The following is a 26,707-nucleotide window of genomic DNA, read 5'->3' as shown; positions in this document are numbered from 1 at the left end:
CGCGGGACTGACGCCGCGGAGCCACGAGCTGTCCTGCCCCCGGTTCACCATGGAGGTTGCTCATGAACCAGCCGGCCCCGGCCCGATCCTTGCACGCACCGACCGACCGAGGACAAGGGAACGCTGTCAGAGGGACCGGTCCCACGAGCGGCGTCCCCGAAGCCGGAGAGTTCGCGAACCCCCTGGAGGAACTGTCCCTCGAACAACTCCGTCGGCGCGGGAGCATGAAATGGCGCACTCACCCGGCGGATGTCCTGCCCTTGTGGGTGGCGGAGATGGATGTCCGGCTCGCACCGGCGATCGCCGACGCGCTGCACGAAGCCATCGAGGCCGGTGACACCGGGTACCCCTTCGGAACCGAGTTCGCCGAGTCACTGGTCGCCTTCGCCTCCCGGCGCTGGAATTGGGACGGGGCAGCGGTCGACCGTGCCGCCGTGATCCCGGACGTGATGATGGGTGCGGTCCAGGTGCTGCGCCTCATCACCGACCCTGGGGACCCGGTCGTCGTCAACTCCCCCGTCTACGCCCCCTTTTACGCCTTCATCACCCATGGCGACCGCCAGATCATCGAAGCGCCGCTCGGTCAGGACGGCCGGATCAGCCTGGGGAGGCTCGAAGAGACGTTCCGACGAGCGCGGGCACGGAGCGGAAGGGGAAAGATCGCCTACCTCCTCAGCAATCCGCACAACCCCACCGGCGCCGTTCACACCGTGCAAGAGCTCACCGCCGTGGCCGAGTTGGCTCGCCGGTACGGGGTCCGTGTCGTCGCCGACGAGATTCACGCCCCGCTCGTGCTCCGCGGCGCCAAGTTCACGCCCTACCTGAGCGTGCCCGGCGCCGAGGATGCCTTCTCGCTCATGTCAGCGACCAAGGGCTGGAACCTCGCCGGAATCAAGGCGGCGCTCGCCCTCGCAGGGCCGGATGCAGTCGCTGATCTGCGCCGGATGCCTGCGGAGGTCCACCTCGGTGCCAGCTATCTGGGCGTCATCGCTCACACGGCGGCCTTCCGCCACGGCGACGCATGGCTCGACGCGTTGCTCGCAGGGCTTGACGCGAACCGGACCCTGCTGGCTGAACTCGTCGCCGAGCACCTGCCGGGGGTCGGATTCACCAAGCCGGAAGGAACCCACCTGGCCTGGCTCGACTGCCGGTCCCTCGGCGTCGCCCACGAAGAGAGCGGCACAGGTCTCGTGGCCGTCACCGACCTGGCCGGACCGGCCAAGCTGTTCTTCGAGCAGGGCAGGGTGGCCCTGTCCTCCGGCCACATCTTCGGAACTGGAGGAGCCGGGCATGTCCGCCTGAACTTCGCCACCCCTCAGTCCGTCCTGGCGGAGGCGCTCACCCGGATGGGACGCGCCGCCGCGCTCCACGCGGGCTAGCGGCACAGCCCTGCGTCGACGCGCCGACAAACCCAGTCTCGCGGTCGCCCCACCAGGCAAAGCCGAAAGTAACGATCAATAAGACCTGGACGCCGACCCAGGAACGAGAGCCTCTGCCATGCCCACTTCCTCCCGCCCCGACGCCCCGAACAACCCTCACCGCACCCCGATGCTCGTAGAAGGCTTCGGCCTGGACCAGAGACTACGGCCGCCGGACATGACTACCTTCCTCACTCCCGAGGCCGACCTGTTCTCCGTCTGGCACCTGGGCATCCCCGATGTCACCACCGACAGATGGTCATTCACGGTCGGCGGAGCGGTCGCACATCAACTGACCCTGTCTCTCGACGACCTGCGGGCCCTTCCTCAGACAGAGATCACCTCGGTGCACGAATGCGCCGGCAGCCCTCTCGCGCCGTCAGTCCCCCAGCGACGGGTGGGAAACGTCCGCTGGGGCGGAGTCCGCCTCGGCGAACTCCTCCGCCTCGCAGAGCCGGACGACGGGTCGGCCTACGTCATCTCCACCGGCCTGGATCACGGTGTGTACGACTCCGCGTACCACGATCACTACGAGAAGGACCTTCCCCTGGACAAAGCCCTGGACGGAACCACCCTCGTCGCCCTCACCGTGAACGGAGCCCCACTGCCCGCACGCCGCGGGGGACCGGTCCGCCTCGTCGTACCCGGCTACTACGGCACCAACTCGACCAAGTGGCTGACCTCGCTCACGGTGTCGGACCGTCGCAGCACCGGTGCCTTCACCACGAAGTACTACATGGACCCGCCGGCAGACTGCTCAGCACAAGCCACCCCGGTATGGGAACTGGCACCCAACTCCTTCCTCGTCGCCCCCGTCGACGCAGGCGTCCATGCCGGCAAGCCCGTCGAGATCTGGGGCTGGGCCTGGGCACACGAGCCTGTGACGCGAGTCGACGTCAGCGTCGACGGCGGGCAGACGTGGACACCGGCCCAGGTGTCATCCCGTACGGGACACGCCTGGCAGAGGTTCACCTTTGCTTGGACGCCCTCTTCGGTCGGCGAGCACATCCTCGCCTGCCGCGCCACGACACGCTCGGGCGCGACACAGCCCTCGACCCCGCGCCGCAACCGCATCCACCAGCGGGTCGTCTTCGTCACCCAGGAGTAGCCATGGGCAGTACCGTCACCGTCGCCGCGGCACACCTCGAACCCGTCCTCCTGAACAAGTGGGACACCGTCCGCAAGACGATCGACGCGATCGGCGAAGCCGCCGGCAACGGCGCCCGGCTCATCGCCTTCCCCGAGTCGTTCATCCCCGGTTTCCCGATCTGGACGGCGCTCCACGCGCCGATCCACAACCACGATCTGTTCGCAGCCTTCATCGAGAACTCCATCTACATCGACGGCCCCGAGATCGAAGAGATCCGTCAGGCGGCCCGCCGCCACGACATCCTCGTGTCGGTGGGCTTCAGCGAGCGAAATCCCGCGAGCCTGGGCAGCATCTGGAACTCCAACGTGCTCGTCGGGCCGGACGGGACCATCCTCAACCACCACCGCAAGATCGTCCCGACGTTCTACGAGAAGCTCGTGTGGACGCCGGGCGACGGACACGGACTCCGGGTCGTCCCCACGCCCTTGGGGCGCCTCGGGGCGCTGATCTGCGGCGAGAACACCAACCCACTCGCCGGCTACACACTGATGGCCGAAGCCGAGCAGGTGCACATCTCGACCTACCCGCCGCTGTGGCCAACCCGCGATCCCGGCTCGGCAGGCAAGAACTACGACCTGGAGAACGCCATCCGCATCCGCGCCGGCGCCCACTCGTTCGAGGCGAAGGTCTTCAATGTCGTTGTCTCCTCCGTCTTCGGCGCGCAGTCGGCGAGGACGCTCAGCACCCTGGGCGAGGAGGCAGCACGGATTGCCGAGGAGAGCGCGAGGGGAGTGTCGCTGGTCCTTGATCCCTTCGGGGACGTGATCAGTGACGTTATGCGTGAAGAGGGCCTGCTGTACTGTGCGTTCGACCCGGACGGCATCCTTGAACCCAAGCAGTTCCACGACCTGTCGGGCTCGTACAACCGGTTCGACATCTTCGACCTGCGGGTGAACCGGCGGCGTGTCGAACCCATCTCGTTTTCTCCCAGCGCATCGGCCGAGGGCCCCGGCAGTGCAGCCTCGACTGCCCGTTCTCACGCTGGCCCCGCCACCACCCCACATGGCGCCTCGGCGGAACCCCTCGTCGAACTGCGGCTGAGATAGGCCCGCTCTCGCCCAGGCGCCGGGGCCCCTCATGTCGTGGGACGCAAGGCCAGTTCGGGCGGGTAGCCCTTTGCACCTGGGGCGCGTGTCGGTTACGGCAGCTCCAGGCGGTGACGTGGAGCCGACCAGTGCGTTGCCGCCGAGTTGCGCGTTCGACGTCCTCCTCGAGCAGCAGCCGCCGCGCCACGAGATCCTCGGCTGTGGCCTCGACCCGGGACCGGCCGGTAGCGCGGGGTCGTGGCGCAGACGGCTCACAAGGTCGCGCACCGCGGCCAGGCCCAGCCCGAGGACGAGCGGATCCTCGGCCTCGTAGATGAGTTCGTAGAGCCAGCCGGGCTGGACCCACCGTCGACGTAGAGGTCGGACCGGCTCGGGACGACGGCTGCGGCTGCGGTCCTCAGCTCGCTCCCGCCGCCCTGCAGTCTCGCGAACCGCCAGGTTCCGGTGGAAGTTCCTTTGGCGTGCTGTGCGGATAGCGCCGCCGGGTAAGGCGGGCAGTGTGTGCACCCTGTTCGCTGACCGGGTAGGACCTGGTGCTCGACCAGCGGGACAGCGGTAGCGAGCCGGTGGGCTCCTCCACGATGAACTCGGCCGTCGTCAGGCCGCGCATGGGATCCGCGCCCCTTCTCGCCACGGTCAGGTCGAGGAGCAGCCGTCCGTCGTCCGGCAGCAGATCGCCCTGCCAGGCGCCGAAGACGACGGTGTAGCCGCGGCGCATCAGATAGCCGTTCCCGGCGTCGTCGGGCGTGCGTGGCCGGTTGGTGTGCGGGGGTGTCCCAGAAGTACTGGACGGCCAGCTTGTTGCCCGGTTGCCTCAATCGAAGAGCAGTCGCCTGCGCCCGTCCTCGACCGGACGCAGGATCTCGACGTCGGCGCTGAAGCGCACCTTGCCGGTGCCGTCGGGCGGCACGAGGTCGAGCGGTTGGCGGGTGCCGTCGGATCCACGGCGTAGTGGGCGGTGGAGGTGAGCACCTCGTACTCCCCGGCGCGGGGGCAGCGGTGGGCCTCTGCGTCTCGCGTGAGTGCACCTCCAGCCGGACCGGGCGCTCCGGAACAGGACTGTCTGGCCCGACCCCTGAACCGCCGGGGAAGCGGGGCGCCAGCCCAGCTCGGGGGCGATCAACTGCCGTACGTCGTGCAGGATCTGCTCGTATTCCTCGCGATGTAACTCGTACGGCAGCTCCAGACGCAGCTCCGGCGCCTGCGCGAGGACGGGGTCCGCCGCCGGCTGTTCCAGGATCTGTTCCGCGGTGCCGACCACGTCCGGGGCGAACAGGAACCGTTTCGGGCCCAGCACCGCCAGGGTCTGCGGCGTCAGGGTGCGCTCGTGCCGACTGGCCGCGTAGTTCCGGTAGCGGGCCCGGGCGGCCGCGTCGGCCTCGTCGAACGGCACGATCACCCGTCCCAGCGCCACACGCGCCGCCGACCGGTCGTCGCCCAGGCTGCGCCGGTACTCGGAGAGCAGGTTCAGCTGGGCGGTGGTGAAATCGTCAATGTCCTTGCCGGAGAACGATGTTGCCGGACGACAGGTTGAGACCGTTCTCGGCGGCTCAGGGGACCGATCGCAGGCTGCCTCCGCCGTACCGGATCCGCTGCACCAGACCGGGATTGTGTGGCTGTAGCCGCGGCCGCCTGCCCTCCGGCCATGCTGCTTCCTGGTCGATCCCCACCGTACCGGGAAGGTGTCGCATTGAGGGCCCCGGTCGGATGACGGCCCGGGGGGGGGTGTGTTCAGGCGCGGTTGGTGGTCCGATCCCTGCTTCTGCCGGCGTCAACACCACCGTGCACGACCTGGCGGCCAGCCGGCACGACTTCGCCATGCGGCAACGGTTGTGGAAGCAGCCGGAGTTGGCGCGGGCTTCGACGAGGCGGTTCGCCGGCAGCCACCGGTGCAGACGTTCTTCCGTACCGTCACCACCGACGTCACGATCGCCGGCACCCTCATCGCCACGGACACGAAGATCCTCAGTTCCTCGGCGCGGCAAACCGCGCCCCGCCTGTCTGGAGGGCGAGGCCCTGCTGACCGCCTTCGCTGTTCGGTGGCGGGGAGGAGCGGTGCCCCGCCCCTCCCCGCCACCGAACGGGCTTCAGGTGGGCAGTTTCTGGCCGCGGGTCTCGGGGGCCAGCCGGACCAGGCCCATGCCGAGGACGAAGACCAGGGCGGTGAGGCTGAGGGGGAGGGCGAGGGAGCCGGTGGCGTGGATGCCGTAGCCGATGAGGAAGGTGCCCGCGGCCGCCACCCAGCGGGAGAAGGTGGTCGTCAGGGCGAACGCGGTGGCACGCATGCGGGTGGGGTACTGCTCGGGCAGCCAGATAGTGAACACCGCGAAGCTCGCGCCGCCGAGGCCCAGCACCGGCAGGAAGACGAAGGTCAGCGGGATCGAGTGCAGGGGGTAGGCGATGCCGTACGCGCCCACCGTGCCGATGATCATCAGACCGAACGCGGTGGCCAGCGCTCCGCGTCGGCCGATCCGCCCGGCCACCCGGGGTACGGCGAAGCAGCCGAGGATGGTGAAGGCGGCGACCGTCATGGAGGAGACGCCGGCGAGGCGGACCGTGGTGGTGTGGCCGTAACCGGCGTCCGCGGAGAGGTTGTTCATGGCGGTGGGCACGTAGGTGGAGCCGGCCCACAGGCCGATGACACACACGACCAGGAGCAGCAGGTTGCCGATGGTGCGGGCGCGGTAGGGCGGTGTCAACACCTCGACGACGGGCTGCCAGAAGGAGCGCTGGAGGCGGGCGTCGGCGTTGTCGGCCCAGCGTTCCGGCTCCGGGGTGGTGCGGCGGATGAGGAACACGGCGAGTGCGGGGATGCCGCCGAGCAGGAACATGCCGCGCCAGCCGAGTGCGGACCCGGCCAGCAAGTACACGGCGGAGACGGCGAGGACGCCGAAGTAGGCGGCGGAGTGCATCAGGCCGCCGAAGCGTTCGCGGACGCGTTCGGGCATGACCTCGGCGAGCAGGGTGCCGGCCATGGCCCATTCGCCACCGACGCCGACCGCGGCGAGGAAGCGGTAGGCGTTCCACTCCCAGAGGCTGGAGGCGATGCCGGCCAGGGCGGTGAAGACCGCGTACATCAGAATTGAGGCCATCATGGCGGGCTTGCGGCCGAAGCGGTCGGCGATCGGGCCCCAGATTGCGGAGCAGCCCCAGCCGAGGAGGAAGAGGGCGGCGCTGATCTGGCCGTACCAGCCGATGTTCTCGGGAGTGGCCTCGATGCCGGCGCGGGGCAGCAGGGTGGTCATGGTGGGGGCGAGGACGAGCCCGAAGATCGTCCAGTTGAAGCCGTCCATGGCCCAGCCGCCGAACGAGCCCCAGAAGGCGTGGCGTTGGCCCTTGGTGAGCTTTTCGGGTGCGGTGGGAGCGGTGGTTGGCGTGGTGGTGGGGTCGTTGATCGTCACGGGGACCTCAATTCGGCTCTGGAAGAGGTGACGACGGGGGACGGGGGGTGCTGTGTCGTGGGTCAGCCGGTGCTGGTGACCTCGGAGAGGAACGAGCTGAGGCTGAGCTGCATGCTGTTGTAGTCGGCCGCGGGGCCGCCGGGGAGTTGGCGCAGGTGGTCGCCGATCGGTGCCAGGACCGTGTTGACGGCCTGCTTGGCGGCGTGCACCGCTGCCGGGGGGTGCGCGGTGATCGACGCGAGCAAGTCGGTGGTGGCGCTGTCGAGTTCGGCGTCGGGGACACTGGCGGTGGCCAGGCCCAGCCGTACCGCTTCCGGGCCATCGACCAGCCGCCCGGTCAGGAGCAGATCGCGCGCCGCGGCGGGGCCGGTGAGCAGGGTGATGCGGGCGGCGAAGGACGGTGGGACGAGAATGCCCCAGCGGGCGATGGGCATGCCCATCCGTGCGTCGTCGGTGACGATCCGCAGGTCGCAGGCGCAGGCCAGCTGGCATCCGGCGCCGACGGCCGAGCCGCGGATCCGCGCCACGACGGGGACGGGAAGGCGTTCCACGGCGCTCAGCGCCGCCTCCATGGCGGCGAAGCTGGCGTCGATGTCGGCCGGATCGGCGGAGAGCCACTCCCGCATGTCGGAACCGGCGCTGAAGGACGACGAGCCGCGCCCGGAGACCACGACGGCCCGCAGGGAGGCGTCCTCGGCCAGGGTGTCGAAGACGCCGGCCAGGGCCTGCCAGTCGCGGGTGGCGAGGGCGTTGGCGCGGCGGCCGGTGCCCACGTGCACGGTGGCGACTACGCCCTCGCGCTGAACGGTGACCGCTCCGGAGCCGGTCACCGGACGGCTCCCGCGGCGCGCAGTTCGGCGATCTCGTCGGGGCCGTATCCGGTCTCGGCGAGTATCTCGTCGGTGTGCTGGCCCAGCAGCGGGGGTGCGCTGCGCAGGCGGGTGGGGGTCCGGCTGAGCTTCAGCGGGCTGCCCACGGTGCGCAGCCGTCCCACGGTGGGGTGGTCCAGCTCTGCGACCATGTCGCGGGCGACGGCCTGGGGGCTGGTCAGCGCCTCCTCCACGGTGGCGATCGGGGCGCACGGCACTCCGGCCGCGTCCAGGAGCCGGGCCCATTCGGCGCTGGTGCGCCGGGTGAGCGCGGCCTCGAGCAGGGGGACGAGTTCGTCGCGGTGGCGTACCCGGTCGGGGTTGCCGGCGAAGCGCGGGTCGGCGGCCAGGTCGGGCAGGCCGAGGACTTCGGCCAGGCGCTGGAAGAGCTTGTCGTTGCCGGCGGCGATCATCAGGTGGCCTTCGGCGGTGGGCAGCGCCTGGTAGGGGACGATCGTGGGGTGGGCGGAGCCGTGCGGGCCCGGTGAGGCGCCGGTGGCAAACCAGCCGCCGGCCACGTAGGTGAGCCAGGCGAGTTGCCCGTCGAGCAGGGAGACGTCGACGTGCTGGCCGCGTCCGGTGGACTCGCGGGCGTTCAGGGCGGCCAGGATGCCGATCGTCGCCCACATGCCGGCGCCGATGTCGGCGGTGGCGACGCCGGGGCGCAGCGGCGGGCCGCCCGCCTCACCGGTGATGCTCATCATGCCGCTCTGGGCCTGGGCGATGGCGTCGTAGCCCGGCCGGGACGCCCAAGGACCGGTCTGCCCGTAGCCAGAGATGGACGCGTACACCAGCTGTGGGTTGCGGGTGGACAGGTCGCGGTAGCCGAGGCCGAGCCGGTCGGCGGTGCCGGGGCGGAAGTTCTCGACGACCACGTCGGCCTTGTCGGCCAGGCGCAGCACGAACGCGTGCCCCTGTTCGGACTTGAGGTCGACGCTGATGCCGCGCTTGTTGCGGTTGGCGGCCAGGAAGTAGGCGGACTCGTCGCCCTGGTACGGCGGCGCCCACTGGCGGGTGTCGTCGCCGTCCTTGGTGTCCTCGACCTTGATGACGTCCGCGCCCAGATCGGCCAGGACCATGGTGGCCACCGGGCCGGACAGGATGCGGGACAGGTCGAGGACGCGGAGGCCGGCGAGGGCGGCCGACGGGGAGTCGGGGGCGGCGGGATCGGGGGTCGTGTGCGGCGGTGAGGTCATGCCTGGATGGGCCTTTCTCTCAAATGGAACGCCTGAGCGACCGGTCGAGCGGGTGGTTGTGCTGGAGCGGAATTGGATGGACCACTGGACCACTGGACCGGTGGGCTAGAGTGTTGAGCGGGTCCGATCGGCTGTCAAGGGTCGGTGCTTGAAATCGGGAGAATCCCGCCGGGGAAGGGATCTGCGTCCGTGAGCGAGTCGCTGCGTCCGCTGGCACGTCCCCGCCTGTACGAGCAGGTGGTGGAGCGGCTGCGGGAGTACGTCGGGGCCGAAGGCCTCAAGGCAGGGGACCGGCTGCCGCCCGAGCGGGACTTGGCAGACCGGCTGGGGGTCAGCCGGACCTCGGTGCGGCAGGCGATCGTCGCGCTGGAGGTGCAGGGGCTCGTCGAGGTCCGGCACGGCGGCGGTACGTATCTGCTGCGGGACCGGCTGCAGGCCGAGCCGTTGGAGACGATGATCGAGCGGCGACGGCGGCTGCCGGACGTCCTCGACGCGCGTGACGCCCTGGAGACCAAGCTCGCCGCTCTCGCGGCTGTCCGCCGCACCGATCAGGACCTCGCCGAGATCGACACCGCCCTGGCGGCGATGGCCGCGGCGGTCGAGCGCGGGGAGCTCGGCGTCGACGAGGACCAGCGCTTCCACGCCGCGGTGACGGCGGCCGCACACAGCACGTTGCTCGCCGACTTCATGGCGGAGATCTCCCTGTCGATCGCCGAGAGCCGTACCGAGTCCCTGCGCCAGCCGGGCCGCCCCGCCCGCTCGCTTGATCAGCACCGGGGCATCGCCGAGGCCATCCGCGCCCGCGACCCCGAGCGCGCGGCCGCCGCCATGCACACCCACATCGACACGGTCGGGAGTGTCAAGCTGCTGGACTGGGAGGCGGAGGAGGGCGACTGAGGTGGGGATGAGGCGGCACTTCCTCCGCCTGGCCCAGTGCGACGCGAAGCGGCCCCACGGGGCGGGCCGCGTGACGGCAGGCAACTGGTCAGCTCTCCGCGCCCGCTCATCGCCGCCGGGTCGGTGCCGTGCCATGTGGCGCGCAACAGTCGCCGTAGGACACCTGCGGGCACTGGAGGTGGGTTGCTCGCCGGGACCACTTCGGGACGGCCGGGCGGCGTCGTGGATGTCGGCCTTCGTCGAACCCGTGGTCGGACAACGCTCTCGGTGCGTCCGCCGCATACTTCAGTCGCCGCAAGCCGTCCAAGGCCGACGGAGCTGGAACCCGTCCGCGATGCGATGCTCCGCGTCGGGTGCGACGGGTGCGCTGACAGAGAGTGCGCACGGCAGGGCGACCGCCTGTGTCTAGGCGAGCACTGCGGACAAGTGGGCGCCGTACGGGACCCGCTCTCGGCCGGCCAGGCCGGCGGTGCGCGGCGCCCACAGTGAATCCACGTAGTGGGGGAGCGCGTTGAGGCCCGAGGCGACACTCATGGCCGCCGGCAGCGCCGCGTCGGCGACCCAGCACGACAGCCTTGTGGTTGTCCTGGGCGAGGCGGTCCCAGTGGACGAGGCCCTGGCTGTCGACGTTGTAGCCGTACAGCACACCGCCCGGTGAACTGGCCGCGACGGGATCGATCGGCGGGGGCCCGGGCTGGTGAATGGGAACGCGGCGGCGAAAGTACTGATGTCGAATGTTCGGCGCGGCCTGAGCAGGTCCATGCCATCAGCGGGCACGTGACCCAGTCCTGAACGTGGCAAGACGTACACCATCGTCAACGTCCCCACGTCCCGGACGGCACCCACCGACACATCAACCCACCACCCGACCCGTTCAGCGCCGCAGGTCTCGCCGGCTACCTCCTCGTCGGCACGGCCATGCGCCTGCGGTTCGAACTACCGCCGGGTGAGCGGAACCATCGTCGCAGGCTGAAGAGGTCGAGCAGCGACGGCGGACTTTCGACCGTCCGGTCAAGGCAGTGCACTCAGCGGCCGAATCGCGGCGCGTCGGCGCCCCGTGGACTCCGCCTCGCGGTCCACGGGTTCCTCCATCACCTGAGCCATTGCCTAGACCAGTCAGACCACACTAGACTTCCTGGCGTAACTGGTTCGCCTAAGCCTTTGACTGGCTGAGAAGGAGTTCATGCCGTGCGGGTTTCGCCGATCGTCTTCCCGGACCCAGAGGCACTGGGGCGCAGGCTTGCCGCTGAGATCGCAGACGAGATCGAGGAGGCCGGGCGGGCGGGGCGGATGTATGTACTGGGCTGCCCGGGCGGCCGCAGTGCCGCCAGCACTTACCGCGCATTGGCGGAAGAAGTGGCGGTACGCCGGATGGGCCTCGAGCACGTCGTGATCGTGATGATGGACGAGTACGTCGAGGCCGGGGCGTCGGGCGCGCACGGCGTGGAGTACCGGCTGATCGATCCCGAGCTGCCTCACAGCTGTGTCCGTTTCGGGCGGAGGAAGATTGTGGAGCCGTTGAACGCGGCCACGGCTCCGGGGCGGGGAATCGCCCCGGAGCGGCTGTGGGCACCTGATCCGGGTGATCCGGAGGCCTACGACCGCCGGATCGCGGAGGTCGCCGGCATCGATCTCTTCCTTCTCGCCTCGGGGGCGGGAGACGGGCATATCGCGTTCAACCCGGTGGGCAGCGGGGTGGACTCCCGCAGCCGGGTGGTCGCGCTGAGTGGGCAGACCCGCATCGACAACCTGTCGACCTTCCCGACCTTCCGCGGACTGGCAGACGTTCCCCGGCACGGGGTCACGATCGGACTTGGCACGATCCGCGCTCAGTCCAAGCGTGTGGTGATGGTGGTGCACGGCCGGGACAAGGGTCAGGCGGCCCGCCGTCTGATGATGGCCACCGGATACGAGGCCGACTGGCCGGCCACCGTCTTCGCGGACTGTGCACATCCTCGGCTCTACCTGGACCAGGCGGCGGTCGCCGCATCCGCGTCGTTCGCCTCGCTTTGACGTCGCATCTCATATCGCTATCCGAAGTTGATTGACCAACAGATCCTGGAGGATCGATGGCTCGCGTAAAGATCGCCTACCTCGGCGGTGGCTCCTCGCGTGCGGCGGGGACGATGGCCTCGTTCATGCACCACGGCAAGGAGTTCGACGGCTCCGAGTTCGTGCTGATCGACCTGGAGCAGGACCGGCTCGATGTGGTGCAGAAGCTCACCCAGAACATGGCCCGCAACCAGGGGCTCGACATCACCATCACCACGTCGACGAACCAGCGCGATGCATTGCGCGATGTCGACGCTGTGCTCAGCAGTTTCCGTCCGGGCGGTTTCGAGGCCCGTGCGCTGGACGAGCGGATCCCGCTCAAGTACGGCGTCATCGGGCAGGAGACGCAGGGGCCGGGCGGCATGATGATGGCGCTGCGGTCGATCCAGATCATCAAGAGCCTGTGTGCCGACCTCGTCGATGTCGCCCCGGGCGCCCGGATCTTCAACTACACCAACCCGGTCAACATCGTCTCCCAGGCGGTGTCCGACTACACCGACATCCCGATCGTCTCCTTCTGCGAGGGCCCGATCGTCTTCCCTCCGGTGGTCGCCAAGGCCGCCGGGCTCGACCCCGACAAGCTCAAGGCCAACCTGGTCGGCATCAACCACAACTGCTGGTCCAACGAGGCCACCTACGAGGGCAAGGACGCGTTCCCGATCCTGCGTGAGCGCTATGAGGCGCTCAAAGGCAAGCCCACGGACGACGTCAACGGTCTGCGGGCGTTGCACTTGGCGGTGGCGATGGAATCGATCCCCTCCGACTACTTCAACTACTACTACTTCCGGGACGAGATCCTGCGCGAGCGGCAGTTGGCTGAAAGGACCCGCTCCGAGATCATCATGGATGCGCTGCCAGGCTACTGGCAGCACTACCGTGAGCAGGCGGACTCCGACGCCCCGCAGCTGGAGCAGGACCGTTCCCGCGGTGGCATCCACGAGTTGGAGCTGGCTATCGACGCGATCAGCGCCTACTACAACGACGCTCCGATCCGTCAGCCTTTCAACATCACGAACAGCGGCGGCTGGCTGCCCGGCTTCGATGACTCGACCGTCGTCGAGCTGTGGGGCACGGTGGACGGCATGGGCTTCCACCCCGAGAAGCAGAAGCCGCTGCCGCACTCTGTGCTCGGCATCACGCAGCAGCTGGCGGAGTACCAGATCCTCACCGCCAAGGCCGGCTGGGACGGCAACGTCGCGGACGCGGTCCGCGCCATGATGTCCAACCCGCTCGTGCCGTCGCTGTCCGTCGCCGAAGCGCTGTACGCCGAGATGGCCCACGCCCAGCGCGCCTGGCTGCCGGAGCGTCTGCTGCCGTGAGCCAGGCACAGACGGCATGTCTCGCCTCCACGCTCTTCCTGGGCGTGGACGCGGGCAACAGCAAGACCGCCGCCCTGGTGTCCACCGCCTCCGGTGAGGTGGTGGGTGCTGGGCGTTCGGGCTGTGGTGACATCTACGGTGCCCCGACCCCTGAGGCCGCCGTGGCGGAGGTGCTGGCGGCCCTGCACGCGGCACTGGATCAGGCTGGAGCGGACATCAGCGACGTCGCCGGTGCGGCCTTCCGGCTGGCCGGCGTCGACTGGCCCGAGGACCGGGACTACTGGGACGAGGCCCTGACACGGCAAACCCCCAGCGCGCTGCGCGCGCGCAGCATCCTCAACGACGGCTATGCCGCGATCCGGTGCGGTGATCCCGGTGGTGTCGGCATTTCGGTGACCGGGGGCACGGCGGCGGCGATCGCCGCCCGCGGACCCGACGGCGCACTGTGGGACATGGGCTGGTGGGGCCAGCACGCCATGGGCGCCATCGGACTGGCGAACGAGGCCTTCCGGGCAATCTTTCTTGCCGAATTGGGCCTCGGACCGCAGACCGCCCTGACCGAGGCCCTGCTCGCGCACTACCACAAGCCCACGGTGGCCGCCCTCAACCACTGGCTGACCCGACGCCACCACCACGCCTCCGGGCGGCAGCGCAACAGTTGCGCACGGGTGGTCACGGCGGTGGCCGCAGCGGGCGATCCGGTCGCCGTAGACATCGTCCGCGCCCAGGGCGCGCACTTCGCCCAGTACGCCGGAGTGGCCGCACGGCGCACCGGGCTCGTGCAGACCGGCCGGCCCGTGAGCATCGTGCTGTCCGGCTCGGTACTGATGGCAGAAGGCTCCCCGGTCGCCGAGGCGCTGCTTGCGGAGCTGCCCGCACACATCCCTGGAGTGGTGCTGCACCGGGGCACGCTGCCGCCGGTGGCGGGAGCGCTGCTGGACGCGCTCGGCGAGGCGGGCGTACCGCTGCACACACCGGAGGCGGCGGGCGCCGTGGTGGAACACGTCACGGCCACCATGCCGCCCCCGGAATTCTGGGCGACTTGAGGCATGGGCCGACAGTGGCGGCGTCCACCTCAGGTCATTCGCCCGCGCCTCAGCTGGACGGGATCGGGCGGAACAGGTCGGCCTGGAAGCGGTAGGCGTCGCTGCGGTAGACCATCCGGCCAGCCAGTACCGGCGCGCCATCGTCGGTGTAGGTCAGCTCCTCGCCGATCAGCACCGGATCGCCTGGCGGGATATCCAGCAGTTCGGCGGTGAACTGGTCGGCCGCCGCCGCACGGACCGTGTAGGAGCTGCGGGCGATCCGCAGCCCGCAGCTTTGCTCCAAGGTCTCGTACAACGAACGGTCGGTGAGGTCGATCTCCGCCAGATCGGGCGCGACAGTCAGGGCCACCACACTGGCGTCCACACACACCGGTACGCCGTCGAGGCTGCGCAGCCGCTGTAGATCGAGAACACGGGAGGCGGGGGCGACGGCCAGTTGCTCAGCCTCTTCGAAGGTCGCAGACCGGGCACGCTGGCGAAGTACCTTGGACTCGGGTCGCAGTCCGCGGGAGTGCGCCATCTCGGTGAAGCTCTGCAGTGTGCTCGGCGGTTCACCGACGACATTGCGGCGGACGAACCAACCACGCTGCGAGGAACGCTCCAGCTTGTTCTCCTCAGCCAGGCGGCTCAGGGCCAGGCGCAGAGTGGAACGGCTGACGCCGAGGGCCACGGCAAGATCCCGCTCGCCGGGAAGCCGGCTCCCGGCCGGATAGACCCCTCGGCGCAGCGCGTCACTGAGCCGACGGTAGGTCTGATCGACGGCGGCCCCCGCCTTGGTGTCTTCGACGCTCGTCATGCTTCCCACGTTACCAAAACTGGTCTGGCAAGTGGAATGAACAAACCAGCTTCATGAATCTGGACTAAGTGGTATGCCCTAGCTTAGGCTCGGTCCACAACCCGGGCTCTCGGGCACTCATCGAGGACAGGAGGCACCGTGGTCTCGCGCAGTAGAACCCGACTGATCACCGGCGTGTTCGTACCGTTCGCGGCAGCCGGGCTGCTGGCAGGCTGCGTGCCGGGCACCAGCGGAGTCGGCTCGGCCAACAACACCGGCAAAGGTGCGGTCGCCACCGACCCGGCCACCATGGGCAAGGTCACGCTGAACGTGCTGGACACTTTCTCCGGGGGCACCGACAACGCCTGGATGGCCTCCGTGGTCAAGGCATTCGAAGAGAAATACCCCAATATCACCATCAAGCGGACTCCGATGGCCTGGGGCGATGCGATGGCTGCCCTGCCGCTCAAGCTGAAGTCGGACAACCCGCCGGACATCGTCCCGGCCAACAACGGCTGGCAGTCCATGGGAACCCTGGTCCGCGGCGGGCTGCTGCTCAACCTGGACAACTACGCTGCCGCCTACGGATGGAAGAACTCCTTCCCTCCCTCGATCCTGAGTGAGCACGAGTTCAGCGCCGACGGCAAGCAGATGGGCACCGGCTCGATGTTCGGCACCCCAGTCGCCCGCGCCTCCTTGATCGAGGTCTACTACAACCGCTCGCTCCTGAAGAAGATCAAAGCGAAGGCCCCGTCCACCTACGCCGAGTTCCAGGCCGCCCTGGCCAAGGCCAAGTCGGCCGGCATCACCCCGATCACTCTCGGCAACTCCGACCAGAACGGGATCACCCAGCCGCTGTTCTCGCTGATGAACGCCTTCGGTCAGCAGAGCAAGATCTCCGAGTTCATCTACTCGCAGGACGGTGTCAGTATCACTGAGACCGGGTTCCCCAAGGCGGTGTCCACGTTCAAGCAGTGGTCCGACGAGGGCTACCTGACCACGGACTACGCCGGTATCGCCTCCGCGGACGCCGCCCAGTCCTTCGTCAACGGCAAGGGACTCTTCCACTTCGACTACTCCGGCTCCCTGCCGCTCAAGACCGGCCAGTCCAAGGACTTCGGCTCGTTCGTCCTGCCCCGCGCGGACGGCGGCACACCGGTGGCCACGGCCTCCTCCGCAGCGAACTTCTCCGTCTCCGCGAAGTCCAAGCATGCAGATGCCGCCGCTGCCTTCCTGAACTTCGCCGCCGGTGAGCAGGCGGCCGAGCTGGCTGTCGAGAACGGGACGATGCCGCTGCTGCACTCCAACGTCAAGGCACCCAGCGAAGACCCCCTGCTCGCGGACGACGTGGCCATCGCCCAGGACATCTCGACAAACGGCACCTCCGTGCCCTACCTGGACTGGGCCACGCCGACGCTCTACAACACCATCAACACCACCATGCAGAGCATGCTGGCCGGCAAGTCCACCCAGAAGGCGGTGGTCACCGCGGCCGACCGTGATGCCACCGCCTACGCGAAGACCCTGGGGAAGTAGGCATGGCCACACTCAAGGAAAGAACCCCCAGGGCTGTGGCCGCCCCCAGCGCAGCCACGGCCCGCCATGGCCACAGATCGCACAGGACCGGCCTGTCCTCCCCCCGCGGCCGCAGGCGCCTGCTGGGACTCGCTTACCTCGCCCCCGCGCTGCTGATCTACGCTTTCGTGGTGCTGCTGCCCGCCGGCCAAGGCCTGCAGCTGTCCCTCTACCACTGGGATGGCGTCACCCCCGCCACCTGGGCCGGATTCGGCAACTACACCGGCTTCCTCACCGACGCCACGCTGCGCCAGGCGGTCACCCACACGTTGTTCTTCATCGTGTTCTTCTCCATCCTGCCGATCATCCTGGGCGTGGTCAGCGCCGCGCTGACCGCACGCAAAGACGTGCGCGGCGCCGGCATCTACCGCTCGGTCATCTTCCTGCCCCAGGTACTCACCCCGGCTGTAGCCGCCGTGGTGTGGAAGCAGATCTACGCACCAGACGGCCCCCTCAACGACGTGCTCAGCGCGGTCGGTCTGGGCGGCCTGACCCGCGGGTGGCTGGGTGACTTCACCTGGGCGTTGCCCGCGCTCGGCCTGGCCGGAACCTGGGCGGCCTACGGCTTGTGCATGGTGCTGTTCGTCGCCGGCACCCAGAACATCCCCAACGAGCTGTATGACGCCGCGCGCATGGACGGGGCCGGCCCCATACGGGAGTTCTTCACCGTCACGCTGCCCGGCCTGCGCGGACAACTCGCGGTCGTGCTCACGCTCACCCTGCTGGGCGCCATCCGGGTCTTCGACATCGTCTGGCTCACCACCAAGGGAGGACCGGGGACCTCCACCATCACCCCCAGCGTGGTCCTCTACCAGCGAGCCTTCACCAACCCCGACGTCGGCGCTGCCTGCGCCATCGGCGTCGTCCTGGCACTGGTCTCCCTGACCGTCTCACTCATCGTCGTCAAGCTGTCGGAAGGAGACGACCAGTGATCTCCAAGCGAGAGAAGGTCTTCAACTACACCTTCCTGACCCTGCTCGCCGTCGGCGTCCTGTTTCCGGTGCTCTGGATTCTCGGGGTCGCGGTGAGCCCCGACATCGCAGGGACACCGGACCTCGGCCATCTGCAATGGTCCAACTTCACCGAGGCCTGGCGGCAGGCCGGCTTCACCGAGTACCTGAAGTCGAGCCTGATCATCACCGGGACGGCGGTGACCGCCTCGACCGTGCTGGCGATCCTCAGCGGCTATGCCTTCGGCGTGCTGGGCGTGGTGGGAGAGAGGATCCTCTTCCCGGTGCTGCTGTTCGGGATCATGATCCCGATGGAAGCGATCATCGTCCCGCTCTACTACGACTTCCAGGCCCAGGGACTGACCGACACCTACCAAGGCATCATCCTTGCCCATGTCGGCATGGGAGTGAGTTTCGGTGCATTCTGGATGCGCGCGGCCTTCCGCGCGGTGCCGCCCGGCATCGGCGAGTCGGCTCAGATGGACGGCGCCAACAGCTGGACCATGCTCTGGCGGGTCTACCTGCCCATCGCCCAGCCCGCGGTCCTCACCTTCGTGCTGCTGAGCTTCATGTGGACCTGGAACGACTACTTCCTCTCCTTGATCCTCGTCTCAGACCCTTCCCACCAGCCCATGACCCTGGGGCTGGGCGCCTTCTCCGGACGCTACCTCGTCCACGTGAACCTGCTCGCAGCCGCGGCGGTCCTGATCTGCCTTCCCGTGGTGATCCTCTACCTCTTCTTCCAGAGGCAGTTCATCCGCGGCATGCTCTCGGGCGCCGTCAAGGGCTGAGACACCCGCCCGAACGCCCTTTGCCCCTCCCTTGCACGCCGCCGCATGCCCACCCCGCGCACACAGCACGACCACACACCCATGCCCACTGCTCTGTACGGAATGACTCCGCAATGAACACGGCCAACGACGTTTCCCAAGGAGAAGCCGCTGTGACACAGGCGCCCAGTGCAACGGAAGCGGCTGTCGAGGCGGCCCTTGCCCGCCTCGACCTGGACACAAAAACCGGGCTCCTGGCCGGACAGGACCGGTGGTCGTTGCCGCCCATCCCCGAGATCGGCTTGCAGTCCCTGGTCATGTCGGACGGCCCGATCGGTGTGCGGGGGGTGCGCTGGAGCGCCGACGACCCGTCCGTCGCGCTGCCCTCGCCGACCGCCCTGGCCGCCACCTGGGACCCCGAACTGGCCCACCGGGCGGGCGTGCTGCTCGCCCAGGAGGCCCGCCGCAAGGCCGTCCACGTCCTGCTCGCTCCCACCGTCAATCTGCACCGGTCCCCGCTCGGCGGGCGGCACTTCGAGTGCTACAGCGAGGATCCGTACCTCACCGGGGTGATCGGCTCCGGCTACGTAAAGGGTGTGCAGTCCGGCGGCGTCGGCACCACCGTCAAGCACTTCGTGGGTAACGACGCCGAGACCGACCGTTTCACCGTCAACAATCTCATCGCTGCACGCGCCCTGCGCGAGCTGTACCTGGCCCCCTTCGAGTACATCGTCGACAACGCCCACCCCTGGGGCATCATGACCGCGTACAACTCGGTCAACGGCACCACGATGAGCGAGCACCACTACCTGGTCAACGAGGTCCTGCGCGGCGAATGGGGCTTCGACGGCTTCAACGTCTCCGACTGGACGGCGGCCCGGTCGACCACCGACGTCATCAACGGCGGTCTCGACGTGGCCATGCCCGGACCACGGACCGTCTATGGCGAAGCCCTCGCCCAGGCGGTCAAGGACGGCACGGTCGACGAGGCCACCGTCGACGCTGCCGTGCGCAACGTCCTGCGGCTGGCCGCCCGTGTCGGCGCCCTAGAGAGCGTTGAGCCGGCCGTCACCGAAGTGCCGGAGACCGTCGACGGCGTCGAACTGGCCCGGGAGATCGCCCGCCGCTCCTTCGTCCTTCTCAAGAACGACAACGACGCCCTACCGCTGAAGCCGGGCGGCACGGTAGCCCTGATCGGAGCCGCCGCCCGCGACGCCCGTGTCCTTGGCGGCGGCTCCGCCACCGTCTTCCCGGACCGGATCGTCTCCCCGCTCGACGGACTCGCCACCGCGCTCCCCGAGGACTCCCTCAGCTACGCGGTCGGAGCCGATCCGAACACCGAACTGGCGACCGCTGACAGGGGATTCACTCTCCGCGCAGTCTGCCGCGGCGCGGATGGCACGGTCCTTGCCACCTCCAACATCCCCAACGGGCAGATCCACTGGTCGTTCGCAGATCTCCCGGAGGGCGTCTCGTTCGACAACCTCCACAGTGTCGAACTGACCGGAACGTTCACACCCCGCCACACGGGTCGGCACACCCTCGGCATCAAGGGCAAAGGCGCCTTCCGACTCGCCGTCGACGCAGACACGCACTACGAGGGCGTTCAGGCACCCGACCAGGACGACCCCTTCGAGGGCTTCTTCAACTCCCCTGTACCCCGCGCCCAGGTGGAACTCACGGCCGGAGAGCCCGTCGAGGTCAGCCTCACGCATTTCGTCGCGCTCAACGACTACCTCCGAGAAGACATCACGATCACCCTCGCCCACCAGGAGCCGCAGCGCGACCCTGCTGAGCTGATCGCCGAGGCCGTCGAGGCCGCCCGCGCCGCTGACACGGCCGTTGTCGTGGTCGCCACCACCGACCGCGTCGAGTCGGAGGGTTTCGACCGCACCGACCTCTTCCTGCCGGGCCGCCAGGACGACCTGGTCCGCGCCGTCGCCGCCGCCAACCCCCAAACGGTCGTGGTCGTCAATTCCGGCTCCCCGGTGGAACTGCCCTGGCGGGAGGAGGCCGCCGCCATCCTGCTCAGCTGGTTTCCGGGTCAAGAGGGCGGCGCAGCCCTCGCCGACGTCCTCACCGGCACCCACGAGCCCGGCGGCCGCCTCCCCACCACCTGGGGCTCCCTCAACCACGCTCCAGTCACCCAGGTCGTCCCCGTGAACGGGGAACTTCCCTACAGCGAGGGAGTGTTCATCGGCTACCGCGCATGGGACAAGACCGGCCGCGCCCCTTCGTACCCCTTCGGTCACGGCCTTGGCTACACCCACTGGAGCTACAAGTCGATCGAGGTGCACGGCAACGTCGCCAAGGTCTGTGTGCACAACGGCGGGACCCGAAGAGGCCGGGAGGTCGTGCAGGTGTACCTCTCCCCGGTGGAGCACGACGCCGAGCGCCCCGAACGATGGCTCGCCGGCTTCACGGCGGTAGAGGCGGAGCCAGGTGAGACCGTCGAAGCCGTCATCGACATCCCCCGCCGCACCTACGAAGTGTGGGACGCGGCGAGCAACTCGTGGAAATTCGTGCACGGTTCATACAACATCCAGGCCGGCCGCTCGATCACCGATCGCAGGATCACCGTGACAGTCGACGCCTGACCCCCGCGTTATGTTCTCCGCGGTCCTGCAACTGGCCTCCGGGCCAGCCATGGCTGGTCCTCCTGTCGAACCGATGACCTGGGGGCGGTGCCACCGGGCCCGAGAGGCGCCGTTGGAGACGCTGACGAGAGGTCCGACCACCGCCCGGCCGAGCGCAATGCCCGGCCGTGCACGTGCGACAGGTCTGCAGGACGTGGATGCGCACACGACGCCAACCCCCAGGCCAGCACCGCACGCCCCGTTCGGGAGGACGGCTTGAACGGGTAAGACGAGATAGGCGTCTTCTGGAGCTGGATGTCGGGACGAGCGCTCACCACGGACGCGGCCTCACCCCGGCACCGGCGTCCACTGCCCGGGCGACTGGTTGACGAACTGCTGCAAGGCCGCTCACGCCGGGAAGTGTTCGGCTCCTGGCCTTCTCCACCGGTGTTGTCGGCGGTGTGGGGGTGCCCAGCGTTCCGGCACGCTTGCGGTTGCGCCTGTACGGTGCGGGTTGAGCCGGCGGCGGGGAGGTGGTCCTGCTGGCGGAGGAAGGCGCGGGCTGCGGCCAGAACACACTGCTCGGAGGCGCTGGCGCCGCGCCGGGTGAGGGTCATTGCGGTCTGCAGCTGGGAGCGGACGTCCCAGGCCCGCTTTCGGTCACGGCCTGGGCAAGGTCGGCGAAGACGCGCTGCTGGTCGTCCTCGTGCCCGTTCAGCCATGCGCGGGCTTCATCGAGGGCTTGCTGGGCCTCGGCGCGGGGTGTGCCGTCAAGGGTAGGTTTCGAGGAACGGGCCGCTGCCGGCGCACAGACGGCGGACGTGTTCGCCTGCACTCCGCCGCCCACCTGGGCGGCAAGTGGGTCAAGCGCATCGCCGTCCAGCTCAACTCCATCGAGTCCACCCTCGACCTCATCAACAGCTCCTGACTTGCGGCGGGACCGTCGGCAGAGCGACCCCGCCGCACTCGTCTCAAGGCCAGCCGTCATCCGCTCTCGCCGCTACCCCTCAGACGCCACGAACGCCGAATGGGCCCCTGTTCGAAGGGCTGCTGCCCGCCCCGGCCTGCGATGCCAGCAAAGGTGGCCGGCCAGAGAAGCCTCCCCGCCCGTGAGATCGTCGACACGATCCGATACGTCGTAGACACGGGCTGCAAGTAGCAAGGTACTGAGAATTCGAGGTAACGATCGGGCAGGGTGGACCGATGCATGAGTCGCCCTTGCCGGGAGGTTTCGTCAACGCCGTCGTCCGTATCGGCAGAACGGTGCGTCGTCCAGTCTCTGCACGCACACACTTCGTGGGTGATCTGCTGAGGTTGTTCGAAGCCGGTGGCTGCAGCGGAGCTCCGCGGTATCTAGGTGTGGACGAGGAGGGCCGCGAGGTGCTCAGTTAACGAGGGAGGCGGTCGCGGAGTCGTCTCGCAGGCCGGGGCCGTGCTGCTGGTCGAAACAGTCCGCAAGTCCAGGCTGGACACAGCGATATCCACGGCCCTTGCGCCGTAGTGCCCAGCCGCGGGCTGTGCACGATCCGGGCAAGATCCTGCTGGATGTCGCGCTCGCGGTGGCGCTGGACGGAGACCGCCTGGCCGATGTGGGCATGTTGCGGGCCGAGCCGGCCGGTGAGTGTGCAGCCGGACGGGCGGCTCCAGCGGCCCGGCGTTCATCGGCCCGCCTCGTGCAGCAGCGCCGCGTCGGGCCGCCAACCCAGCTCGGGTGCGATCAAGTGCCGCACGTCGTGCAGGATCTGCTCGTAGTCGGCCCGGTGGAACTCGTACGGCAGCTCCAGGCGCAGCTCCGAGACGGCCGAGACCACGGGATCCGCGGTCAGTTGCTCCAGGATCTGTTCCGCGGTCCCGACCACGTCCGAGGCGAACAGGGTCCGCTTCGGACCCTGCGGTGCCAGGGTGCGCTGGTGCCGACCGGCCGCGTACTCCCGGTAGCGGGCCCGGGTCGTCGCGTCGGCGCTGTCGAACGGCACGATCACCCGGCCCAGCGCCACCCGGGTCGGCCGGTTCCCGGGAAGGGACCGGCGGTACTCGGAGAGCAGGGTGAGCTGGGCCGTGGTGAAGTCGTCGGTGCCCTCGCCGGTGACGATGTTGCCGCTGAGCAGGTTCAGGCCGTGCTCGGCGGCCCATCGGATCGAGCGCAGACTGCCGCCGCCGTACCAGACCCGGTCCACCAGGCCGGGGTTGTGCGGCTGCAGGCGCGGTCGCTGGGTGTTGCCCGGCGACTGGATCACCGTGTCCGGGCCACCGAGGTAGTCGCCGCGCAGATGGTCGATGACGCGGGCGATCCTGCCGTAGGACAGGTCGAAGCTGCGCCAGTCCCCGTCGTACACCAGGTCGCCGAGGAGCTCGGCGTGCGGCATTCCGGTGCTGAAGCCGATCTGCAGCCGGCCGCGGGACAGCACGTCGGCCAGCGCCAGGTCCTCGGCGAGCCGGAACGGGCTCTCGTACCCGATCGGGATGACCGCGGTCCCCAGCTCGACCCGCTCGGTGCGCTGGCTCGCCGCGGCGAGGAAGACCGCGGCCGAGCCGACACCGTGCTCGAGATGGCGCTGCCGGATCCAGGCGCCGTCGAAGCCCAGCCGTTCGCCGTACTCGAACAGTCGCAGTGTCTCCTCCAGTCCGGTGTATGGGTCGTCGTCGGCGAAGTTGCCCGGGGTGAGAAAGGCCAGCGAGCTGATCGCGGGGGTGCTCATGCGGTGTTCGTCCCTCTGGGTCGTGGTCGTCTCGGTGGCGCCCGGTGCTCAGGACCCGCCCCGCTCGCGAGGGATCTTCTCCCCGGCCTCGATCGCCACGGGCAGCCGGTTCTCGGCCGGCGGCAGCGGGCAGGTGGCCAGGTCGGTGTAGGCGCACGGCAGGTTCGTCGCTCGGTTGAAGTCCAGGACGACCGTGCCGTCGGCGTCGGGCGGGTCGAGGGCGAGGGCCCGGTTGGCTGCGTAGGTGGTGATCCCGGAGGTCGCGTCGGTGAACAGCACCAGCAGGCTGCCCGGGCTGTGTCCGGGGAACGCGGTCAGTGCCAGGGGCCGTCCGTCCAGCTCGAACTCGACCCGGCCCGGCGCGTCATACACGTGCTCGAGGCCCTCGACCGCCGCGCCCACGGTCGTCGGCCGCGGGTCGTCGAAGGCCGTGTAGCGGCCGGTCACCGCCCAGCGCGGATGCGGGGCGTAGGCTGGTGTGCCGGTGAAGGCGGTGCGCAGCGGGGTGTCAGGGTGCCGGGGGCGGACAATGTCGTGTCCACCGCGCTTGGCCACCTCGATCACGGCGTCGCCCCAGACCGCGTCGACTCCGCCGCGCTCCGGGAGCACCCCGAAGCGGTGCTCGCCGCGGACGGAGGTCCCGTCGATGATCAGTTCCTCGCCGTCGTCGAGGACCACGACGACCCCGTCGGTGCCGGTCGACCAGGCGCCCGGAGCGTCCGGGAAGTGCTGCGGCTCGTGGCCGAGCCAGTGCAGGCCGGTGATCGCAAGGAATCCGTGGGGGTCGGCGAGTCGTTCCTCCTGCCTGGTGTGCCACTCCTGCCAGTCGCGGATGAAGGCGGACAGGTCTGCGGTGGTGTCCTGAACGGTCACGTGTGTTCCTTCGCTTCGAGAGATTCGGACGCGGCCTTGGCGTAGCAGCCGCCGGGGATCGCCACGAGCAGTTCGCGGGTGTGCGAGTGGCGGGGGTGGGTGAACAGATCTTCGGTGGTGCCTGTCTCCACGAAGCGGCCGGCCCGCATGACGGCGACCTCGTGCGCGATCCGGCGTATGGCGGCCAGGTCGTGAGAGATGAACAGGTGCGTCACCCCGGTGTCGGCCCGCAGTTCGGCGAGCAGGTCGAGGATCTGGGCCTGGAACGAGGCGTCGAGTGCGGACACCGGCTCGTCGCAGAACATCGCGTCGGGGAGAGCGCCAGGGCGCGGGCGATCGCGGCGCGCTGCCGCGGGCCGCCGGACAGCTGGCCAGGACGATCACCGGGCCCGCCGTGTTGGGCGGCACGTGCTGGCCGAGGACCGAGACCCAGCAGGACCCGCACGTGCGCGACGCCTCGACGAAAACCGCCTGCCGCACCCGCAGCACCTCCGCACGCGTCACCCGGGCGACGCCGGCGACGCTGGAGAGAGGGCAGTGCCGCCCATCGGCCAGGGCGGGAATCCGGATGCGATCTCACGGAATGAGTTCTCCTACTCGACAGCCGTCACGCACGGGTCCGTGCGGACGGTGAAGAGGCGTGAGGGGTGTTGCTCCCGAGGAAGAGCGACACGTCCAGAGAGGGATGAGGCGGGGAAAGAACAGGAGTTCGGTGCGGGCGTCAAAACCAGCGGTGAACGTTCTCGGACAGCCGACGGGAGTGAAGTCAGCCCTGACACAGGCAGCTTGTGATGCGCTGCAGGTCGATGTGGCGTCGGCGGGAGAACCGGGAGAGGGTCGCGGCGGCCAGGACGGAGGGACTCGAGACGCTGCTGTGCCGCACGATCATTCCTCCGTGTTCCAGGCCCCTGCAACGGGGACACGCGCTTGCCGGGTCGGCGACCCGGCCGGGCTTTCACCTGGAGCACCCCACCGCGTCGGAGGGTTGCCGGTCAGCAAGCCAGGGCTCGATGCTGACACTCAATGCCAGTTGAAACTTTATCGATCTCGGTTGTAATCAGTCAATATCGCGAGGTGAGTCGGACAACACGCGTCGGCGCGTCCGCGCTCTCGCGCGTGCTGGTCGTGAGCGATGTTGTCAGGGTGTGTCGACCGGTGCGGGTGTCGCGCGCAGGCGGAAGCCCACGCCTCGCTCCGTGGTGAGCAGGGCTGCGGCGCGCGGTCCGAGTTTGCGGCGGATGCGGTGGATGTGCAGGTCGACGGAGCGGCTGCGGCTGCCCGCCCATTCGCCCAGGCCCGCGCGCAGGTCCTCACGGCGGATCACGCGGCCGTTGCCGCGCAGGAGTGCGGTGAGGAGCCGGAACTCCAGCGGTGTGAGGGCGACGGGAGCGCCGTCGACCAGCATGCGCTGCCCGCCCGGATCGAGGCTGATCGGGGACGGTGCGGTGGCCACGTACGACCCGGGCATCGTGCCGCCGGGCACCACAGGCAGGCCGGAGGCGCGCCAGGCCTCGTAGCCGCCGATGATGTCGGTGGCCCGCAGCAGGCCGAGATCGTGCAGTCCGGCGGCGGCCATGCTCGACATGTAGCCCTGGGAGCACATGATGATGGCGCGCAGACAGTGGTCGGCCGCCTCCTCGATCCGCCACGCGCTGCAGGGGTCGAGCCGCCACTCCAGCACGTTCCGGTCCATGACGAGGGAGCCGGGGATCTCGCCCTCCGCCCGCCGCACCATGTCCGCGCGGACGTCCACCAGCAGGGCGCCGTCGGCCAGTTCGCGGGCCGCGTCTTTCGGAGTGATCCGGTCGAGGCGAGTGCGGGCCCGTGCCAGCAGGTCGTCGATCGACGGGTGGACCCGAGGGGCGCAGCCTCTGGGGTCAGTGCCCGCAGGGCCTTCGGGCCGTGTGCGCGCTGGGGACTGCATCGGGGGCAACTCCTGTGTCGTGCCTCGGGAACGGCCGGTGGTCGTCGGAACCGGGGCGGCGACAGTCGGCCGTGAAGCGCGTGGAGTCGGTCATGCCGGAAGTGTACGAGCGGAGTTTTGCCGGAGAGTTTCTCGATTCTGAAACAAGTCCCGCATTGTCTGCCCCCGATC

Annotated in this window: 23 protein-coding genes, 2 pseudogenes and 1 riboswitch; of the genes and pseudogenes, 14 read left to right on the top strand and 11 right to left on the bottom strand. The window is 69.2% G+C overall.

The window, feature by feature from the left end; translation table 11 throughout:
• Nucleotides 1-224 precede the first annotated feature (224 nt).
• The 3 genes from ACFY1L_RS46700 to ACFY1L_RS46690 all read left to right on the top strand — a co-directional run bounded on the left by ACFY1L_RS46700 (nt 225) and on the right by ACFY1L_RS46690 (nt 3,614).
• Nucleotides 225-1,379: a MalY/PatB family protein gene (locus ACFY1L_RS46700; protein WP_388839819.1), complete on the top strand. Its 1,155-nt coding sequence runs from the start codon at nt 225-227 to the stop codon at nt 1,377-1,379.
• 118 nt (nt 1,380-1,497) lie between these two features.
• On the top strand, nt 1,498-2,526 hold the full coding sequence (locus ACFY1L_RS46695; protein WP_388839816.1) for a molybdopterin-dependent oxidoreductase: 1,029 nt from the start codon (nt 1,498-1,500) through the stop codon (nt 2,524-2,526).
• A 2-nt stretch (nt 2,527-2,528) separates the two neighbouring features.
• Nucleotides 2,529-3,614 (top strand): carbon-nitrogen hydrolase family protein, encoded by a 1,086-nt coding sequence (locus ACFY1L_RS46690; protein ID WP_388839813.1) that lies wholly within the window; start codon nt 2,529-2,531, stop codon nt 3,612-3,614.
• Between the two features lie 397 nt (nt 3,615-4,011).
• Here the strand turns inward: ACFY1L_RS46690 and ACFY1L_RS46685 are convergent, their stop codons facing one another.
• The 5 genes from ACFY1L_RS46685 to ACFY1L_RS46665 all read right to left on the bottom strand — a co-directional run bounded on the left by ACFY1L_RS46685 (nt 4,012) and on the right by ACFY1L_RS46665 (nt 9,080).
• Complete coding sequence (locus ACFY1L_RS46685; RefSeq protein ID WP_388839810.1) at nt 4,012-4,332, bottom strand: hypothetical protein; 321 nt, start codon at nt 4,330-4,332, stop codon at nt 4,012-4,014.
• Nucleotides 4,333-4,428: 96 nt separating this feature from the next.
• The gene (locus ACFY1L_RS46680) at nt 4,429-5,007 is read right to left on the bottom strand and encodes a hypothetical protein (RefSeq protein WP_388839807.1); all 579 of its coding nucleotides are present in this window, start codon (nt 5,005-5,007) and stop codon (nt 4,429-4,431) included.
• Between the two features lie 694 nt (nt 5,008-5,701).
• Complete coding sequence (locus ACFY1L_RS46675; protein ID WP_388839805.1) at nt 5,702-7,015, bottom strand: MFS transporter; 1,314 nt, start codon at nt 7,013-7,015, stop codon at nt 5,702-5,704.
• 62 nt (nt 7,016-7,077) lie between these two features.
• Nucleotides 7,078-7,845, bottom strand: a complete 768-nt coding sequence (locus ACFY1L_RS46670; RefSeq protein ID WP_388839802.1) for an enoyl-CoA hydratase/isomerase family protein — start codon at nt 7,843-7,845, stop codon at nt 7,078-7,080.
• Nucleotides 7,842-9,080: a CaiB/BaiF CoA transferase family protein gene (locus ACFY1L_RS46665; protein ID WP_388839799.1), complete on the bottom strand. Its 1,239-nt coding sequence runs from the start codon at nt 9,078-9,080 to the stop codon at nt 7,842-7,844. Before ACFY1L_RS46665 ends, ACFY1L_RS46670 begins: the two co-directional genes overlap by 4 nt.
• A gap of 189 nt (nt 9,081-9,269) precedes the next feature.
• Between ACFY1L_RS46665 and ACFY1L_RS46660 the strand changes: the two genes are divergently transcribed.
• From ACFY1L_RS46660 to ACFY1L_RS46645, 4 genes are all read left to right on the top strand, one after another.
• A complete protein-coding gene (locus ACFY1L_RS46660) occupies nt 9,270-9,977 on the top strand; it encodes a FadR/GntR family transcriptional regulator (protein WP_388839796.1) in 708 nt (235 codons plus the stop codon).
• A gap of 1,188 nt (nt 9,978-11,165) precedes the next feature.
• Nucleotides 11,166-11,990, top strand: a complete 825-nt coding sequence (locus tag ACFY1L_RS46655) for a 6-phosphogluconolactonase (protein ID WP_388839793.1) — start codon at nt 11,166-11,168, stop codon at nt 11,988-11,990.
• Nucleotides 11,991-12,046: 56 nt separating this feature from the next.
• Nucleotides 12,047-13,348, top strand: a complete 1,302-nt coding sequence (locus ACFY1L_RS46650; protein WP_388839790.1) for a hypothetical protein — start codon at nt 12,047-12,049, stop codon at nt 13,346-13,348.
• Nucleotides 13,345-14,394, top strand: a complete 1,050-nt coding sequence (locus ACFY1L_RS46645) for a BadF/BadG/BcrA/BcrD ATPase family protein (protein ID WP_388839787.1) — start codon at nt 13,345-13,347, stop codon at nt 14,392-14,394. Before ACFY1L_RS46650 ends, ACFY1L_RS46645 begins: the two co-directional genes overlap by 4 nt.
• Before the next feature lie 49 nt (nt 14,395-14,443).
• Here ACFY1L_RS46645 and ACFY1L_RS46640 read toward each other — a convergent pair whose 3' ends face one another.
• The gene (locus ACFY1L_RS46640; protein ID WP_388839784.1) at nt 14,444-15,190 is read right to left on the bottom strand and encodes a GntR family transcriptional regulator; all 747 of its coding nucleotides are present in this window, start codon (nt 15,188-15,190) and stop codon (nt 14,444-14,446) included.
• Between the two features lie 138 nt (nt 15,191-15,328).
• Between ACFY1L_RS46640 and ACFY1L_RS46635 the strand changes: the two genes are divergently transcribed.
• From ACFY1L_RS46635 to ACFY1L_RS46605, 7 genes and pseudogenes are all read left to right on the top strand, one after another.
• Complete coding sequence (locus ACFY1L_RS46635; protein ID WP_388839781.1) at nt 15,329-16,705, top strand: ABC transporter substrate-binding protein; 1,377 nt, start codon at nt 15,329-15,331, stop codon at nt 16,703-16,705.
• Between the two features lie 2 nt (nt 16,706-16,707).
• Complete coding sequence (locus ACFY1L_RS46630; RefSeq protein WP_388839777.1) at nt 16,708-17,676, top strand: carbohydrate ABC transporter permease; 969 nt, start codon at nt 16,708-16,710, stop codon at nt 17,674-17,676.
• Entirely contained in the window at nt 17,673-18,485 is an 813-nt protein-coding gene (locus ACFY1L_RS46625) for a carbohydrate ABC transporter permease (protein ID WP_388839774.1), read from the top strand. The genes ACFY1L_RS46630 and ACFY1L_RS46625 overlap by 4 nt, the downstream gene beginning before the upstream one ends.
• Nucleotides 18,486-18,598: 113 nt before the next feature.
• Nucleotides 18,599-21,061, top strand: coding sequence for a beta-glucosidase (locus tag ACFY1L_RS46620; protein WP_388839771.1), 2,463 nt, complete (start codon nt 18,599-18,601; stop codon nt 21,059-21,061).
• Between the two features lie 685 nt (nt 21,062-21,746).
• On the top strand, nt 21,747-21,968 hold the full coding sequence (locus tag ACFY1L_RS46615; RefSeq protein ID WP_388839769.1) for a hypothetical protein: 222 nt from the start codon (nt 21,747-21,749) through the stop codon (nt 21,966-21,968).
• A 58-nt stretch (nt 21,969-22,026) separates the two neighbouring features.
• Nucleotides 22,027-22,196: pseudogene (locus tag ACFY1L_RS46610) on the top strand (transposase); the annotation flags it as partial.
• A gap of 201 nt (nt 22,197-22,397) precedes the next feature.
• A pseudogene (locus ACFY1L_RS46605) lies at nt 22,398-22,656 on the top strand (transposase); the annotation flags it as partial.
• Nucleotides 22,657-22,698: 42 nt separating this feature from the next.
• Here the strand turns inward: ACFY1L_RS46605 and ACFY1L_RS46600 are convergent.
• The 5 genes from ACFY1L_RS46600 to ACFY1L_RS46580 all read right to left on the bottom strand — a co-directional run bounded on the left by ACFY1L_RS46600 (nt 22,699) and on the right by ACFY1L_RS46580 (nt 26,536).
• Nucleotides 22,699-23,739 carry an LLM class flavin-dependent oxidoreductase gene (locus ACFY1L_RS46600; RefSeq protein ID WP_388839766.1) on the bottom strand — a complete coding sequence of 347 codons (1,041 nt, stop codon included), beginning with the start codon at nt 23,737-23,739 and terminating at the stop codon, nt 22,699-22,701.
• Between the two features lie 48 nt (nt 23,740-23,787).
• The gene (locus tag ACFY1L_RS46595; protein ID WP_388839764.1) at nt 23,788-24,612 is read right to left on the bottom strand and encodes a DUF1684 domain-containing protein; all 825 of its coding nucleotides are present in this window, start codon (nt 24,610-24,612) and stop codon (nt 23,788-23,790) included.
• Nucleotides 24,609-24,917, bottom strand: a complete 309-nt coding sequence (locus tag ACFY1L_RS46590; RefSeq protein ID WP_388839761.1) for a hypothetical protein — start codon at nt 24,915-24,917, stop codon at nt 24,609-24,611. Before ACFY1L_RS46590 ends, ACFY1L_RS46595 begins: the two co-directional genes overlap by 4 nt.
• 461 nt (nt 24,918-25,378) lie before the next feature.
• Entirely contained in the window at nt 25,379-25,501 is a 123-nt protein-coding gene (locus ACFY1L_RS46585; protein ID WP_388839758.1) for a putative leader peptide, read from the bottom strand.
• Between the two features lie 29 nt (nt 25,502-25,530).
• A riboswitch (SAM riboswitch) is annotated at nt 25,531-25,640 on the bottom strand.
• A gap of 110 nt (nt 25,641-25,750) precedes the next feature.
• Entirely contained in the window at nt 25,751-26,536 is a 786-nt protein-coding gene (locus ACFY1L_RS46580) for a winged helix-turn-helix domain-containing protein (protein WP_388839755.1), read from the bottom strand.
• Nucleotides 26,537-26,707: the final 171 nt, after the last annotated feature.

Origin of the sequence: Streptomyces sp. NPDC001663 (assembly GCF_042893105.1) — a bacterium.
GTDB lineage: Bacteria > Actinomycetota > Actinomycetes > Streptomycetales > Streptomycetaceae > Streptomyces.
The sequence above is the reverse complement of the archived record's forward strand: the minus strand, read 5'-3'. Positions and strand labels throughout refer to the sequence as shown.

Excerpts from the sequence above, each read along its gene's own strand:
- ACFY1L_RS46640 (WP_388839784.1), bottom strand. The coding sequence starts at position 15,190 with ATGACGAGCGTCGAAGACACCAAGGCGGGGGCCGCCGTCGATCAGACC.
- ACFY1L_RS46580 (WP_388839755.1), bottom strand. The coding sequence starts at position 26,536 with ATGCAGTCCCCAGCGCGCACACGGCCCGAAGGCCCTGCGGGCACTGAC.
- ACFY1L_RS46590 (WP_388839761.1), bottom strand. The coding sequence starts at position 24,917 with ATGTTCTGCGACGAGCCGGTGTCCGCACTCGACGCCTCGTTCCAGGCC.
- ACFY1L_RS46600 (WP_388839766.1), bottom strand. The coding sequence starts at position 23,739 with ATGAGCACCCCCGCGATCAGCTCGCTGGCCTTTCTCACCCCGGGCAAC.
- ACFY1L_RS46650 (WP_388839790.1), top strand. The coding sequence starts at position 12,047 with ATGGCTCGCGTAAAGATCGCCTACCTCGGCGGTGGCTCCTCGCGTGCG.
- ACFY1L_RS46585 (WP_388839758.1), bottom strand. The coding sequence starts at position 25,501 with ATGATCGTGCGGCACAGCAGCGTCTCGAGTCCCTCCGTCCTGGCCGCC.
- ACFY1L_RS46685 (WP_388839810.1), bottom strand. The coding sequence starts at position 4,332 with ATGCGCCGCGGCTACACCGTCGTCTTCGGCGCCTGGCAGGGCGATCTG.
- ACFY1L_RS46695 (WP_388839816.1), top strand. The coding sequence starts at position 1,498 with ATGCCCACTTCCTCCCGCCCCGACGCCCCGAACAACCCTCACCGCACC.
- ACFY1L_RS46690 (WP_388839813.1), top strand. The coding sequence starts at position 2,529 with ATGGGCAGTACCGTCACCGTCGCCGCGGCACACCTCGAACCCGTCCTC.
- ACFY1L_RS46620 (WP_388839771.1), top strand. The coding sequence starts at position 18,599 with ATGAACACGGCCAACGACGTTTCCCAAGGAGAAGCCGCTGTGACACAG.
- ACFY1L_RS46630 (WP_388839777.1), top strand. The coding sequence starts at position 16,708 with ATGGCCACACTCAAGGAAAGAACCCCCAGGGCTGTGGCCGCCCCCAGC.
- ACFY1L_RS46665 (WP_388839799.1), bottom strand. The coding sequence starts at position 9,080 with ATGACCTCACCGCCGCACACGACCCCCGATCCCGCCGCCCCCGACTCC.
- ACFY1L_RS46700 (WP_388839819.1), top strand. The coding sequence starts at position 225 with ATGAAATGGCGCACTCACCCGGCGGATGTCCTGCCCTTGTGGGTGGCG.